This window comes from Roseobacter weihaiensis, from assembly GCF_020622345.1.
GTDB classification, from domain to species: Bacteria; Pseudomonadota; Alphaproteobacteria; order Rhodobacterales; family Rhodobacteraceae; genus Roseobacter; species Roseobacter weihaiensis.
In genome coordinates, this window is record NZ_JACNMO010000038.1 from 21,118 (window position 1) to 35,289 (window position 14,172).

Below are 14,172 nucleotides of genomic sequence, written 5' to 3' on the forward strand. Positions count from 1 at the left end.
GGGAACCTCAGACTGTGGGATATGAAATACGGCATTCTCCCGCGACAAGTCGGTCGCATAAAGTTTGTCATAGGGCGTCAGCCCGAACAGAAGATGTAGCGTGTTCCAGTGGATTGCCTGCGCGTATGAGTAGCTGGTGAACTGGAAAAGATGGCCTGCCTGTCCCGCATCGCCGATGAGCGGGCCGAATATATCAAACCCTTTTTCTTCTGGCTCTTTTGGCAGGTCTTCATCCCGCAGAAGGAATACGAATTCTGGTTTGAAGTCGCCTATCTTACTACCCCCCAGTCGCCACGGTCGAGTTCCACTGCGGTCGGCAAAACACCGAGGAGGTTGAGGCGGATTTCGACCTCTTGCGCGCGTTCAATCGCTTCTTTGGAATACAGCGGATGGTGTTCGAAGCACTGCCAGAAGTCCATTTGCGTCGCGATCAATGTGCCGCCGTTCATCTGCTGCACACGCGCGGCCTCTGGCACGTCAGAGGGATTGAGCGCGAAGGGTACCCAGCCGACCCAGCGAATGCCGCGCCGTGCCCGGTCCAGCGGGTGGTGGTCCCGAAAATAATCGAAAGGGCCACATTCCAGATGCATTGGGCGTTTCCACCGCGTGATGACTTCTACGAGAGCGATGACTTGCTCGGCGGAAATACTATATTTGGGATATTCGGGGTGAAAGCGGTCGAATTCAACGCTTAGATTGTTTAAGTCTCCCCATCTGTGCTTAAACTCATAATGCGTTTCATCGATACCATATCTGCCTAAAGCATTATCCAGTATTCTCGCGAAGCCACCGCTATCAGCGTATTCAAAACTAGCGCCACGGCTTATCTGCGCCGCAAGATACTCGTTTTCTTGCGCCCATAAACTATGCTCGGCAAGTGCCCATCCTAAGCCGCAGATCGGCAAGTGATCGGCGAGTCGGAGTAGCCGCAGAAAATCGCGGGCCCCATCTTCAAAGTCTTGGTACTCATGCCCATAGCGATGCGGCGTCAGCTTTGCCATCAGATCTAGGTCAATCGGCTTTCCTGCGGCTAACCATCTTTCTAACCACGCTCCCATGTGCGCGCCTCCATTTCGTGGTACCAGCCTTCAACCTCCCTCAAAAGAAGATCACCCACATAGAGCCGCGTAATCATATGGCTGAAAACCCAAGTCAGCTCTACTTCACCAAAGTGAGGGGCAACGGCGGTATGTTGGTTGCGCCCTTGGGTTACGATGCGATCAAACGCATCAAATCCTTTAGAGTTTTGAATCCATCTGCGTAGCTTTGGCGCGCCGCCTCCCCAGTCATCTTCCAGAAACCTTTCATATCCATGCTTGGCCTCGTACAAATGGCACGCCGCCGGATGCAGGCCATCAAAATCGACAACTGAGAAAACCCATTCCTCGATTTGTGCGGCTTCCGGGTGGTACCAATGCCACGGGCACACGAAGTGCTGATAATCGTAACCTCGCTTGTGATCTGGCCGTTCTTGTGGAGCCGGGCGCGCTTCCGGTGCCCCCATATCCCTTGCGGCGCATTCGGGGCAGGTTTCGCAGTGCGGGTCGTCTTCGAGCTTGGTGGGTGGCACCCTCGGTTTCGGTTTGTCCGTCAGGCGCGGCCTCTGGCTCTGTCTGGGTTTGAGGCTGCGTTTCGGTCTGGGTATCCTGTGGCGGCACGGGCCGCGGGCGTGGGGGCTGCGGATCACGCGGTGGCGTCGGGTTTGGCCGCGGCTGTGTCGGCGCGGGTGCAGGCCGCGGTGGTGCCGGGGCTGGCGCTGGAGAGGGTCTTGGTGCGGGGACCGGCCCCCGGAATGCGCGCTCAATGGCTTCAATAAACTCTTTAATGAGATTGCCGCGCCCGCTCATGACCACCAGACCCCTGATTGCTTATCTGCACGTTCCGCTGACATGGCGAACATCGCGCAGACATCGCCAAACCGGATGTCCGGCGTGCCGGTGCCGGCTGACAGCATGTTCGCGATGGTCGGGTCCTGCCAAAAGCGTGGCAGTCTGAGTACGCCCAGCATGATGAAACGCATGCGCAGCTTTGTGTCGGTGATACCGAAAGAAAACGCGGCCTCTCGCGCTTCGCGAATAGCGGCTCGGAGTTGCTCGTCGGACAGATGATCAACCTCCTCGGTATTTCGTTCTCGGAACACTGCGGCGAGGTCATGGTCATTCTTCTCGACAACCGAAGCCCGCATGCGGCCCCAGAGCGCGTCATTCAGCTTGATACTCATATCGGCAGCCCCGCCCCGCGCATCAGAGTGGAGAGTTCGTCGGTCCTGTCCGTGTCCAGCTGTCCTTTGAGGAAACGCCGTATTTCCGGCAGGCGGGTATCCGTGAGGTCAGCCAGCGCCTTGGGGGTGTAGCCGATCCGGGACAGTCGCGCATCGAGATCATCAAACCCAACCGAGATGGTTTCTTCAACAATGTCACGCGTAACCTGGTCCGCGCCCATACGGTACGCGTCAGTGAACGCGCGGTTCAGATGTTCGGCAAATTGCAATGGTTTAGAGAGGCGTTCGGCCAGATAATCTTGTGCCGCGTCGTCAAAGACATCTGACGGATCAACGCCATCGGCGAGACACTGTCGCAATAGCCAGGATACAAATTCGCGGCGCTCGTCGCCGATGCTGCTGAACGCGAACTTTGTCGTGCGATGGCCGATTTCCTCCATTGTCGCGCGCCGAAGGTCATTGTGAAGTCGGGGATGGCCGACCAGAACCACAGACAACGTACCACCGCCTGCACCAATGACCTCTCGAAGTCTTTTCAGCCCGTTCAGTGTATGACCATGCAGGTCATGCGCTTCATCAATGAAGAGCGCGATGGGTTTCTTGGCCTTGCGGACAGCTTCCTGCAGCAGCCGCTCTCGACGTTCGGGCTGAGTTGGAACCTTCATGTCCGGGTCGCCGGTGATGTCGAGAAACAGCGCTGTGATGAGGGATGGCAGGACCACCCGCGGCTTGTCCACCGACAGGCTGCGCGCAACGATAATCCTTTTGTCTGCGACGATCTGATCCTGAAGGCGATTGATCATGGCAGTTTTTCCGACACCGATTGGGCCCGAAATGGCAATCAGTTCACCAGCCATGATGGCTGCCATTACATCCTCGCGGAATTGGACCAGGCGCTCGGTTTCAAAGTATCCGGCCTGCTTCCAGGCGCGCGCGATGTGGAAATGCTGCATGACTTGCCTGTTCAACATCTGCTCGCCTTTTGTCTTTATGTCCCGCGCCGGAAGCGGGTTTTGATGGCCGCTTCAATCTCAGTTTTGTTCAGTGTTTGCCCAACCAGATCACTGACAAATGTACGATCTTCCGGGGAAAGCTCCGCCAGCGGCCGGTCCAGTAAATAAGATATGCCCCGTCGCGCGCTGAGCTCGTTTTCATAGGCAACCTGGCCCCACGGGTCAGGGTCGGTGAACTTGACCCTTGGCAGTGGCGCCACTTCAGCTGGTACCGCCGCTAAATCCGCGCCGCTCAGCGCTGCACGCGGCAGGCTGATTTGTTCCGCCAGTTTTGCGATAGCTTCGGCACGCTTTTCACGTGGTGATGGCCTGCGCTTGCGATATCGGTGCAGCGGGATTGGCCCGCCGTCAGGCCGATAAGGACCATAGCGTTTGGCATTCCATTCCACGAACAGCTCATGATCGAACAGGCCCCACCACAGCATAACCTCTTCGCCTGCCAGATCGCTATCAACCTGATAAAAGGTGCCTTCAATCGATACACGCGCATCCGAGGCAACCTTTCGGCGTTCCGGTTCGCGAGCAAAGGCGCAGAAGCGCTCCCAGGAACACATCTCACGGATGCCGGTCTCCGGCAGATTGGCGATCCAGTCTTCGATCCGGCTGTGCGGCTCGCGACGGTGCGGCTTATCATTGTAATTGCTGATGAAGTTTCTCAGCCAGAGATTGGCCTCCGCTTCGGTTTCAGGCGTGTGGAAGTGATAAAGCGTTTCATGGGCTTCCTTCACGGTGCGGAAGGGTCGCTCTACTTTGCCTTTTGAACGCGCGGTGATCCGTGCACCGTCTGATCCGGCAGGCATGTGCGTTTTCCAGCTCACGCCAAGCCGCTCCATCACAGATTGGAAGACCAAGCTTTTCGCAACTGGCCCATTGTCGAGATAGATCATCTCCGGAATGCCTTGAAATGGGGTATCGTCCTTGGGTGCCATGGCATTGAACAGGAAGCGCAACGCGCTTTCGGCATCTTCACCGTAGACACAGCGGTATTCCTGATAGGAGGTCCCGGAGCGATCATCCACGACGCTGTACAGCATCATCGTCGGCTGACCGCGTTTCGGGTCTACCCAAGCTGGTTGCGGAATATGCTTCAGATCTGATGGACTGATATCAAATTGCCAACAAGCATTGGAATAGCGCGCCTCAAACCGGACGGCAGGTGTCGCCCGGATCATTCGTGGCCGATCATATCCCCACGACCGCAGCCAGCGATTCACCGTCGTTGGCCTAAGTAAGCCTTTGGCCGGTTGCACATGTCCATCAGGCGTTTCCACCCCATACTCTTCCAGAACCTCGATCGCCCGGTTGGTCGAGAGATGCCGCCCCTTCTTGTTGTTCGTCCGCATTTTCAGTGCGGCAATGATTTCGCAGTAACGCACCAGTTCGTGTTCAGGGATCCCACGTGGCTTGCCACGGTCAGCTCGGCGAAGACCCTTTGGTTGGTGCAAGGATTTGAGGGCGCGATAGACTGTGGACGCGCTGACGCCAAAGAGCTCCGCGATCCGGCCAATCTCTTTCCGCCGCGTGGCTGACCGCGGCGGCAATCCCGCCAATCGGGTGCGCAGCGCCAACAGCGTTTCGGCCGGGATGCTGATGCCTCTATTTGACATCGGTAAACTCGTCCACATAGGCATACAGCGTGGCCCGCGAGATCCCCATCAGATTGCAAATCTCCGGCACTGTGTGTTTCCGGGAGCGATAGAGCTCCACTGCATGAACCCGTTTCTTGCGATCCAGCGCTTTCTTCCGGCCACCCTTACGCCCGCGTGCCCGTGCAGCCCTCAGGCCAGCCTCGGTGCGTTCTCGAATGAGGTTACGTTCAAATTCCGCGAGCGCGCCAAACATGTGGAAAATCAGTTGGCCGCCGCTTGTTGTCGTATCGATGGATTCCTGCAGGCTTTTCAGGCCAACACCCATGTCCTTGAGTTCTTCAGCGCGTTCGATCAGGTCTTTGAGAGAACGACCCATCCGATCCAGCCGCCAAACAACCAGCGTGTCGCCATCCCGAAGCAGTTCAAGCGCTTTGACCAGACCTGGGCGTTCGCTTTTAGCACCGCTCACTTTATCGTCGAAAATGCGCTCACACCCCGCCGCGCGCAAAGCGTCATGCTGCAAGGCAAGACTCTGATCTTCTGTCGATACGCGTGCGTAACCAATGAGCATGAAAAACCGTTTGAATATTCAATACAATTACTCAAATGCATACGGTGATTTTAAGACGCGGTAAACAGACAAAACTCCCCAACAATATCAAACCGGGAAACCCCTAGCCAAACACGGTCTGGGAAACCCTCGTTTGCTGAACTGCCCAGTCGCACATAATGTGGTTCGGTGCCGATGATTGCGGTCTCGTCGCAAACAATTTGGTTCTCGTACCCCGGATAAACGCAGATAATCCGGTCGAAAAATCACGATGTTTGCAGTTCAAGATACAGATGATTGCAGTTCGCTACACCTAGTCCTTCAATCCGAAGGTGTCCGGAAGCTACTGGTGCGCCTAAAGCCGGACTTTGCGATGGAACTGATGGATCGCATGGGATGGGAGCATGATGAATTTCGAACCCGGTTCTTTAGAGATGCGGTCAACGACAAGGCTAGCCATTTCTACAAGGAACTGAAAGCGACCCAAAACTGCGCCCACCCGTTTGGATTTGTAATTGAACCAAAGAGCGTCCTACTCACAGGCTTCCTCGGTGATGCAAAGGTCGGAGCAAAGTATGGGATATGGAAGCCTGTAGGAGATGAGGCCGCGCGCCTAATCCGCGCTGATCGCGATTACGCAGAACTGCTCAACGATCCTTGCCCAGATGACGAAGAATTATTGTCTGACCCGACTTACAACACCATCCACTTCTTTGACATCATGGTGACATCAGCGGCTCGGCAAGACGTCCCTGATCATATGTGGCTTATGTACATGTCAGTCATCGTTCGGGAGCTGGAGGCAATTCACGACGTTACGGATGACCGTGTAGACATTGCAGCTGAGTTTCCAACCTTGGGCAACCGGCTCATCTATGAAGCAACCCGCCGCCTTCGAAAGTGGATACGCCTTGTCGGTGATTTGCCTGGCGACAGTTCGCACTTACGCGCGAACAACCTACAGGGCGCCGATGGACCCAGTATCCCATATTGGGCGGTGAAAGACTGCGTGAACGCAATGCGAACGGTCGTTATGAGCGAGCGGTTGACTGACGATTTCATCACCGGTCTTCTGGAAAGCTACATCCGTGATGTCGCAGCCTTGAGAACGAACTGAACGAGGCGCGGCAACGGACAGGGGGCGTCACGCATTACATCTGGCGATCTGCTGACGATTCAAAGGTCCGGTCCAGCCATGCCGAGCGGGATGACCGTGTATTTCCATGGGATCACGGCTTTCCGGATGGGTTGCCGGGTGAAGCGCATAACTGCCGGTGCTACGCAGAACCGGCCATTCTCAATGGACAGACCATTCTGACAGGTCGCCCGGTTTCACCGGACCTGGCGGATCGCATATCGGATGCACAAGGCAGAGGTCTCGCACGCGCCGGTGAGGACGCGCTGGTTGGCACGGTCACTGGCACCTACGATGTGCTCCGTTTTTCCTATCTCGGATATCGGCGTCTGTTCGGTGTCATCACGGATGAGGAAGAACAGGAACGGTTGACCGCGCAGCAAAATATCCTTGATGCACTGGAACGATTGGCGGAGCTGGATCGTGAGACGGCCGAGCAGATCGCCGAGGAGGCGGTTGCCTATTTCGAGGCGCAGCACGCAGAGCTCCGCTTGCTTGACCTTGAATACCGCCTGGGCCTGACCAGTGAAGAAGCCTTGCTGCGCGCCTATGAAGACGTGGCTTACCTCGATGCGTCGGTTCTTCTTGGTGGAACGGCCTTCACGGCGGGTGCGGCAAAGCTGGGGATCAACCTGACCCGGCTGCGTCCGACAGCGGCTCTGAACGCTCTACGTGCTGGTCGCAATCGATTTGACGATATGATCAACACGCGCCGTCGCGAGATTACACAAATTGCCAATAAGCGCTATGCAGAACTCTTTGACCAAGGGCACGGACCTCAACGACATGATGGAGATGTGACTCGTCAGATGTTGATTGATCGGGTGATGCGGAACGAAGATCCTATGATCCACACTGATCCGCTTCAGGCATCTCAGGTCGCTCATCCCCCGACCCGAAATGCCTCAAGGATCATTGATCGGGAGGATTACGTTGCGGCAGAGGCTTTCGTACGGCGCAGTCCTGACTATGATCAAGCACGTAATTTGGCTCTGGAATGGCTGACAGATCCATCGCGCGGGAGGCGCATGGAACAAGTTGGTAATATTGAGATAAACGGGGAAGGCAGGTTCTCTGTGAGGTTGCCCATTAAGGATGTTCTTGGATCGGACTCAGCGCAGCGTGTTGAAGGCGTGGCCCGTTTTGGGTCAGTGAAAAACCCACAAGGCTATGTGGATGTCGATTTTGAGAATGGCTCCATCGTGGCTGTCTACAAGTTTCCGCGGGACTTGAACGGCGAACTCGTGGCGAGTGAACCTGCTTTGATCACGCTATTTCCGGAGGCGCTGAGATGAAGGGTTTTGAGGAATTTGAAGGCTTGGCTTACTTCTATTTGAACGCCAACCACTTCGACCCAGAAACAGCGAAACAGAACTTGGGGCGTAAGCCTGAGCCCGACAGACGATTAAAGGAGCAATTCAAACGAGTTTTGGTTGAACGGCCATATACATTTGAAACCTGGGAAGACTTGACGGCCGTAAGCTTGGACACTGACGAAGAGCTGTATGATCATCTTCGACGAGTGTATGATTATCTGTTCAGTGAAGGAGCATATCCTGCATGGGACTGAGTCGGCGTAGTGGTTGATCTGCGAACCCAGGCATGGCTGGATGATATGTTCATCTATGGTGGAGGCAACGTATATGGTCCCCCACTGTTAAAAGAAGAGATCGACGCGCGCGGTGAGTGGGCCGAGCGCTTCCGTTCAAATTTTGATCATGTCCGGGCCGAAAGAGAGCTTACGGCTTCGGAATATGAGGATCGTACAGAGATCAGCTTTGATACCGATGTTGAGTTTTATGATTATCTCGCAAAGTTTCATCACTTTCTTTTCTCGGATGGCCCGATGCCGTGATGGGTTGATAGGGCAACTGTCTACGCGCCCGACATGTCTCGGGCGATGACAAACCTGTCGTCAACGAGCTTCGTTAAGGTGCCGAAACCCTGCGAGAAAGTACATTTTGTCGCCGTAGAAGCTCGAATTTGGGTCCAATGCGGTTGGTCTAAGCGAATGTTCGCATTGCGGGATGCGACTGCAGCATCCGGCATTGGCGCTGAGAGTCCGGTAAGGGCCGTGATATGCCTCTCGCGCAGGTGAATACCTTTGCCGCGCTGCATCCAAGCTCGGCGACGAGCTCACACCTCCCAAGTTGTGCACCGCAACAAGTGTCAGCTTCGGCTTTTGAAACCCACTATCATCACTGCCAGAACTATTGCCGATCCTCGCGGAGGGGCATCATCCCACTGCTGCAACTCCAGATCGACCCAACGCAAGTTGCCCGCAGCACATGACCACTCTTTACGTAAGGGAACAGACTGCTACGCTACAAGCCAGGAGGACGTCCAAGTGCGCCAAGCAACGCCCTTTGAGGTTTGGAACGATGATCTGGCCGCAATCTGTGGCAGCTATTTTGGTGTCCCGAACAAGGGACAAGAAGACGTCTCCGGTCGCATAACCGTAAGGGGCTATGACACGCTTGATGTGGCGGACATTTCGGATGACATCGACCGGATCGTGCGCGATCGGCGGGGAATTCGGCAGGACGAAGCAGAACACATCTTTTTGGTGATGCAGGTTGATGGCGAGCTTGGTATTTCCCACAACGAACGGTATACGGTGTTGGCTCCCGGTGACTGCATCCTGCTAGACTCCACGAAAGAGGGGACACTGGAGAACCTGCGGGATCGGCGCCGGTTTCTTTCTTTTCACTTACCGCGCCAGTCTTTCTTGAGCGAACGGGGGGCTGCGCCGCAAATCGGCGCGCCGCTGGCAGGAGGCACGTTGACCTCGCAGCTTCTGCATCGCCAACTGGCACGGGTCTTGAACAACAGGGGGCCGTCGGGGCGTGCCGATTTACTGTTTGATCTGGTCCATCATGGCTTTTCACGGCCCGGTGAAGACATCGCAAATCTTGTATCGGAAAACAACGCCAGTCGGTATGCACTGGCACTCGAGCTTATAGACCTCAACCTTGGACGCGAGGCGCTGTCGCTGACTTGGCTTGCAAAACAGATCGGTCTTTCCACCCGCCAGCTCCAACGTGTTTTTTGCTGCCAAGGTACAAGTTTCCAAGAGGTGTTGCGGAGCAAACGCTACCGGTTCGTAACGGAACAGCTTGATCGGTTGCCATCGGCGCACGGAAGCATCGCAACGCTCGCCTTCCAGGCCGGTTTCAGGGATTTGTCGAACTTCAACCGGGGGTTTCTACGCCGGTTTGGGATGACGCCGCGCGCCTATCACGCCCGCACTGAGGCGCGGATGGCGCAAAAGTCCAAGATTTAGGAGATCGATGGGGAGTACCGTCGATACCCAAGAAGAGTTGCTGACGGGCGGCCTTTGGCCAGGGAGGAAAGCATGGCACAAACCGATGTCGCGATGGCCCCGACTGCGTTGGGCCGATCGCCTCAGGGCGGAACATCACACGTGGCCGGGCCAACAGACCAGCCACTTCTTGAGCTCACGATCCCTGCGTTGCTTGAGGCATGTGTTGCGACAAGACCCGAGGCAGAGGCGGCCGTCTTCCCGGCGGAAGCAGTGCGATGGACGTGGCAAGAGTTTGACCGGCGGGTCGATGCCTTGGCAGGCGGCTTGTTGGAGATCGGGATCGAAAAGGGTGACCGGGTTGGTATGTGGGGGCCCAACCGGTCCGAGTGGCTGTTGACACAGTTCGCCACCGCTCGACTCGGTGCCGTTCTGGTGAACATCAACCCGGCCTACCGCGTCTTTGAGCTGGAGTTTGCCCTGCACAAGACGGGCTGCAAAGCGCTGATCCTGGCGGAAAGTTTCAAAAGCTCGAACTATGTCGAGATGATCCGAGACGCCGCACCCGAACTTGCGAACTCGGCCGCAGGTGCGCTTGAGGCCGGAAATCTCCCAGACCTGCGCTCGGTCATCGTCTGTGGCAAGGGGCCTTATCCCGGCTGCTTCACATTCGCAGACATCGAGATAAAGGGGGCCGAGACAGACATTGCAAAGCTTGACGCCATCAGCGCCGGACTGAGCCAGAATGATCCGATCAACATCCAATTCACCTCTGGCACCACCGGCCTGCCCAAAGGAGCCACGCTGACCCACCGAAACATCGTCAACAACGCCAATTTCGTCACCGCCGCCATGGGTCTGACCGACGCGGATCGTCTTTGTATCCCAGTACCTTTCTACCATTGTTTTGGCATGGTCATGGGCACCCTCGGGTGCATCACCAAGGGGGCCGCAATGGTTGTCCCGGGCGAGGGGTTCGATCCCGAAACAACGCTGCGGGCAGTGTCGGACGAAAACTGCACCGCACTTTACGGTGTGCCCACCATGTTCGTGGCCATGCTGGAACACGCGGCGTTCGACAGCTTCGACCTTTCAAGCCTGCGCACGGGCTGCATGGCAGGATCGCCGTGCCCGATCGAAGTGATGAAGAAGGTCCAGAAGGACATGCACATGAGCGAGGTCACCATCGCCTACGGCATGACAGAGACCAGCCCGGTGTCTTTCCAGTCCAGCATCGACACGCCTCTCGACAAGCGCGTTTCTTCCGTGGGTCGGGTGCAACCGCATTTGGAAGTGCGGGTTGTCGACGAGCGAGGGCTGCCTGTCCCGGTCGGCGAAGAAGGAGAATTGCAAACCCGGGGCTATTCGGTGATGCAGGGTTATTGGGAAGAACCTGAAAAGACAGCCGAAGCGATTGATGCCGAAGGGTGGATGCATACCGGCGATTTGGCCACGTTGGATGCCGAAGGCTATTGTAACATCACGGGGCGCCTCAAAGACATAATCATTCGAGGGGGCGAAAACATCTCTCCGCGGGAAATCGAAGAATTCCTTTACACCCACCCCGGCGTCAGCCAGGCTCAGGTCTTCGGCGTGCCGGATGCAAAGTTCGGCGAAATTGTCGCCGCTTGGGTCGTACCCCGCTCTGGTGCCAGCATGACTGAGGACGAAATCCGCGCGTTCTGTCGCGACAGTATCGCTCATTACAAAGTACCTGCGTTGGTACGGTTCAAAGAGGAATTGCCAATGACCGTGACGGGCAAACCTCAGAAATTCATCATGCGCGACGCCATGATCGAAGAGCTAGGAGTGAGCATCGCGAACACAGCCTAGCAAAACAACCAATAGGGAGGAGAACGAATGCGATATATTTTTGCGCTAGCAATTGGTGTGACAGCCAGCGTCTCACAGGCCCAAACGATTTCAGAAGACCAGATTAGGGCCGCAGTCGGGCCGATTGACACTGCGGCCATCATCGCAAATGACAGCCATGACCGGAACTGGCTGAACTACGGCCTCAACTATGCCGAAACACGCTATTCACAGCTTGCATCTATCACCGCCGACAACGTGGGCGAACTCGGGCTTGAGTGGTCCTATGACCTTCAGTCGCGGCGCGGCGTGCAGGCCACGCCAATTGTCGTCGATGGTGTCATGTATGTCACCGCTTCCTGGTCCGTGGTCCACGCGCTCGATGCGCTGACCGGCGAGCAACTCTGGGTGTATGACCCCGAAGTTCCGGGCGAGTTCGCAAGCAAGGGCTGCTGCGACGTCGTTAACAGGGGTGTCGCCGTCTATGATGGCAAGGTCTATGTCGCGGCCTACGATGGCTACCTGCACGCGCTCGACGCAGCCACGGGTGAACGCGTGTGGAGGGTCGACACAATCGAAAACCGCGACATGTCCTATACCGTCACGGGGGCGCCGCGGGTCATCAATGGCAAGATCATCATCGGCAACGGTGGCGCGGAATACGGGGTGCGCGGCTACATCACGGCCTATGACATCGCCACGGGCGATGAAGCCTGGCGCTGGTACACCGTCCCGGGCGACCCGAGCAAACCGTTCGAGAACGACGCCATGAAGATGGCAGCAGAGACCTGGGACCCTTCCGCGAACTACTGGGAAGCCGGGGGCGGCGGCACGGTCTGGGACGCAATGGCGTTTGATCCGGACCTCAACCTGCTCTATATCGGGACGGGCAACGGTTCCCCCTGGAACCGGCACCTGCGCAGCCCTGCGGGCGGTGACAACCTGTTTCTTGCCTCCATCGTGGCACTGAATCCCGATACCGGCGAATATGTCTGGCACTATCAGAACACGCCCGGCGACACGTGGGACTACACTTCGACCCAGCACATAATCCTGGCCGATCTGGAGATCGACGGAGAGATGCGGCAGGTCCTCATGCAGGCCCCGAAAAATGGGTTTTTCTATGTGATCGACCGGACCGACGGGACCTTCATCTCGGCTGAACCGTTCGTCGAAACCAGCTGGGCCAAAGCGTATGGGGAGGACGGTCGTCCCATCGAAAACCCGGCAGCACGATCAAAAGACGAGCCGTTCGAAACGGTGCCATCAGCATATGGTGCGCACAACTGGCACCCCATGAGCTTCAACCCCAATACCGGCCTGGTCTACATCCCAGCGCAGGGCGTGCCACTCGTTCAATCGACCGATCCAGGCTGGTCTCTGAATTCCCACCAGCCGATGTCAACGATGTCGGGGTTGGGCTGGAACCTTGGTTATTTGTTCAACGTCGTAGCCCCAGAGGCGACGCCCTTCGGTCATCTGCTGGCCTGGGACCCCGTCAATCAGCGTGAAGCCTGGCGGGCCGAGTACGTCTCTCCCTGGAATGGCGGCACACTGACGACGGCGGGCAATCTGGTCTTCCAAGGTACCGCTGACGGTCGGTTCATTGCCTACAATGCGGCCACGGGCGAAACGCTTTGGCAAACGCCTGTGACGTCCGGCGTGGTGGCAGCACCCATGACATGGGAAAGAGACGGCACCCAATACGTCACCATCGCGGTGGGATGGGGTGGCGTCTACGGTCTGATGCAGCGGGCAACCGAGCGTGTGGGACCGGGCCGCGTCTTTACCTTCCGCGTCGGCGGTATGGCAGAGATGCCGAATTTCGAACTGTCGGAACGGACCGAGCTTATCGCAGGCGTGCCCTATGATCCGGCAAACGTTGAAGCTGGACTGGCTAACTACGTATCCAACTGCCTGTTTTGTCACGGCGTGCCCGGTGTCAATAACGGGGGCGCAATCCCGAACCTTGGCTATTCCACGCCTGAGGCATTGACCAACGCCAATGCCTGGGTGCTTGAGGGCGCAGGCATCCACAATGGTATGCCCCGGTTCGATACCCATCTGAACGATACAGATGTCCAGAAAATCCTCGCGTTTATTCAAGGTACCGCGGACGCGGTACGTGGCGCATCGCAATAACCTAATGGAAGCTTAGAGGGCACATCCCGTTTGGATATGTCCTCAAGCGCTCCGGCCAGACTGGCTCATCCGTTTTGGTCGAGCTAGCCCCAAGTACCTGTGAGCCAGATTTGAGCCCAAGACGTGCGCAAAGCTTTGACGGCAATTCAAAACGTCTGCACGGCAAAACCGACTGTCTCTAGAGTTTTTGCGCTGAGGGATCCTGACAAAAGCGTTATTGAACTGAGCTTGGCGAGCAGGAACCGAACGGCAGGAGTGTACCAGGGCGGGCCTCTGTTGGCGTCTAAGGGTTGCAGGAGTAGCGAATAGCGTGTGTGGATGTATATGGACCCCGCCTTATTGCAACGGTTTTGGTTGGTCTGGTTCAGGATCACGATTGCTGACGTATATCCGGCTTCTGTGAGCGGCCCGATATATCGTCACCGCGAGCCCCGATGGATTTCCGCTT

Annotated in this window: 14 protein-coding genes and 1 pseudogene; 9 read left to right on the plus strand and 6 right to left on the minus strand. The window is 56.7% G+C overall.

Annotation, left to right across the window (positions count from 1 at the left end; all coding sequences use genetic code 11):
• Positions 1–269: 269 nt before the first annotated feature.
• Positions 270–1,058, minus strand: coding sequence for an immunity 52 family protein (locus H7847_RS24860; RefSeq protein WP_227272191.1), 789 nt, complete (start codon positions 1,056–1,058; stop codon positions 270–272).
• A complete protein-coding gene (locus H7847_RS24865) occupies positions 1,043–1,429 on the minus strand; it encodes a Tox-REase-5 domain-containing protein (RefSeq protein WP_319799795.1) in 387 nt (128 codons plus the stop codon). Before H7847_RS24865 ends, H7847_RS24860 begins: the two co-directional genes overlap by 16 nt.
• Between H7847_RS24865 and H7847_RS24870 the strand changes: the two genes are divergently transcribed.
• Positions 1,415–1,816, plus strand: a complete 402-nt coding sequence (locus H7847_RS24870) for a hypothetical protein (RefSeq protein ID WP_227272205.1) — start codon at positions 1,415–1,417, stop codon at positions 1,814–1,816. The two genes, H7847_RS24865 and H7847_RS24870, sit on opposite strands and share 15 nt — an antisense overlap.
• A 27-nt stretch (positions 1,817–1,843) precedes the next feature.
• On the opposite strand, the gene H7847_RS24875 is transcribed toward H7847_RS24870, so the two are convergent.
• From H7847_RS24875 to H7847_RS24890, 4 genes are read right to left on the minus strand one after another with little or no spacing between them, the layout of a single operon-like run.
• Positions 1,844–2,221: a hypothetical protein gene (locus H7847_RS24875; protein ID WP_227272193.1), complete on the minus strand. Its 378-nt coding sequence runs from the start codon at positions 2,219–2,221 to the stop codon at positions 1,844–1,846.
• Positions 2,218–3,192, minus strand: coding sequence for an ExeA family protein (locus H7847_RS24880; protein ID WP_227272194.1), 975 nt, complete (start codon positions 3,190–3,192; stop codon positions 2,218–2,220). The genes H7847_RS24875 and H7847_RS24880 overlap by 4 nt, the downstream gene beginning before the upstream one ends.
• Before the next feature lie 17 nt (positions 3,193–3,209).
• Positions 3,210–4,820: an IS481 family transposase gene (locus tag H7847_RS24885; RefSeq protein WP_227272204.1), complete on the minus strand. Its 1,611-nt coding sequence runs from the start codon at positions 4,818–4,820 to the stop codon at positions 3,210–3,212.
• 10 nt (positions 4,821–4,830) lie between these two features.
• The gene (locus H7847_RS24890; protein ID WP_455115536.1) at positions 4,831–5,331 is read right to left on the minus strand and encodes a recombinase family protein; all 501 of its coding nucleotides are present in this window, start codon (positions 5,329–5,331) and stop codon (positions 4,831–4,833) included.
• Between the two features lie 415 nt (positions 5,332–5,746).
• Here H7847_RS24890 and H7847_RS24895 point away from each other — a divergent pair, with 415 nt between their 5' ends.
• From H7847_RS24895 to H7847_RS24930, 8 genes and pseudogenes are all read left to right on the plus strand, one after another.
• Positions 5,747–6,490: a hypothetical protein gene (locus H7847_RS24895; RefSeq protein WP_227272196.1), complete on the plus strand. Its 744-nt coding sequence runs from the start codon at positions 5,747–5,749 to the stop codon at positions 6,488–6,490.
• Positions 6,487–6,642, plus strand: a pseudogene (locus H7847_RS27290) (hypothetical protein); the annotation flags it as partial. The gene H7847_RS24895 and the pseudogene H7847_RS27290, both read left to right, overlap by 4 nt.
• Positions 6,643–6,804: 162 nt before the next feature.
• On the plus strand, positions 6,805–7,803 hold the full coding sequence (locus H7847_RS24905) for a hypothetical protein (RefSeq protein WP_227272197.1): 999 nt from the start codon (positions 6,805–6,807) through the stop codon (positions 7,801–7,803).
• Entirely contained in the window at positions 7,800–8,078 is a 279-nt protein-coding gene (locus H7847_RS24910; protein ID WP_227272198.1) for a hypothetical protein, read from the plus strand. The genes H7847_RS24905 and H7847_RS24910 overlap by 4 nt, the downstream gene beginning before the upstream one ends.
• A 9-nt stretch (positions 8,079–8,087) precedes the next feature.
• Complete coding sequence (locus tag H7847_RS24915) at positions 8,088–8,363, plus strand: hypothetical protein (RefSeq protein WP_227272199.1); 276 nt, start codon at positions 8,088–8,090, stop codon at positions 8,361–8,363.
• A 492-nt stretch (positions 8,364–8,855) separates the two neighbouring features.
• A complete protein-coding gene (locus H7847_RS24920) occupies positions 8,856–9,791 on the plus strand; it encodes a helix-turn-helix domain-containing protein (protein WP_227272200.1) in 936 nt (311 codons plus the stop codon).
• 72 nt (positions 9,792–9,863) lie between these two features.
• A complete protein-coding gene (locus tag H7847_RS24925; RefSeq protein ID WP_227272201.1) occupies positions 9,864–11,603 on the plus strand; it encodes an AMP-binding protein in 1,740 nt (579 codons plus the stop codon).
• Between the two features lie 27 nt (positions 11,604–11,630).
• Entirely contained in the window at positions 11,631–13,724 is a 2,094-nt protein-coding gene (locus tag H7847_RS24930; RefSeq protein WP_227272202.1) for a PQQ-dependent dehydrogenase, methanol/ethanol family, read from the plus strand.
• The last annotated feature ends 448 nt before the right edge of the window (positions 13,725–14,172 follow it).

Excerpts from the sequence above, each read along its gene's own strand:
- H7847_RS24860 (WP_227272191.1), bottom strand. The coding sequence starts at position 1,058 with ATGGGAGCGTGGTTAGAAAGATGGTTAGCCGCAGGAAAGCCGATTGAC.
- H7847_RS24930 (WP_227272202.1), top strand. The coding sequence starts at position 11,631 with ATGCGATATATTTTTGCGCTAGCAATTGGTGTGACAGCCAGCGTCTCA.
- H7847_RS24910 (WP_227272198.1), top strand. The coding sequence starts at position 7,800 with ATGAAGGGTTTTGAGGAATTTGAAGGCTTGGCTTACTTCTATTTGAAC.
- H7847_RS24880 (WP_227272194.1), bottom strand. The coding sequence starts at position 3,192 with ATGTTGAACAGGCAAGTCATGCAGCATTTCCACATCGCGCGCGCCTGG.
- H7847_RS24875 (WP_227272193.1), bottom strand. The coding sequence starts at position 2,221 with ATGAGTATCAAGCTGAATGACGCGCTCTGGGGCCGCATGCGGGCTTCG.
- H7847_RS24870 (WP_227272205.1), top strand. The coding sequence starts at position 1,415 with ATGCCACGGGCACACGAAGTGCTGATAATCGTAACCTCGCTTGTGATC.
- H7847_RS24895 (WP_227272196.1), top strand. The coding sequence starts at position 5,747 with ATGGAACTGATGGATCGCATGGGATGGGAGCATGATGAATTTCGAACC.
- H7847_RS24925 (WP_227272201.1), top strand. The coding sequence starts at position 9,864 with ATGGCACAAACCGATGTCGCGATGGCCCCGACTGCGTTGGGCCGATCG.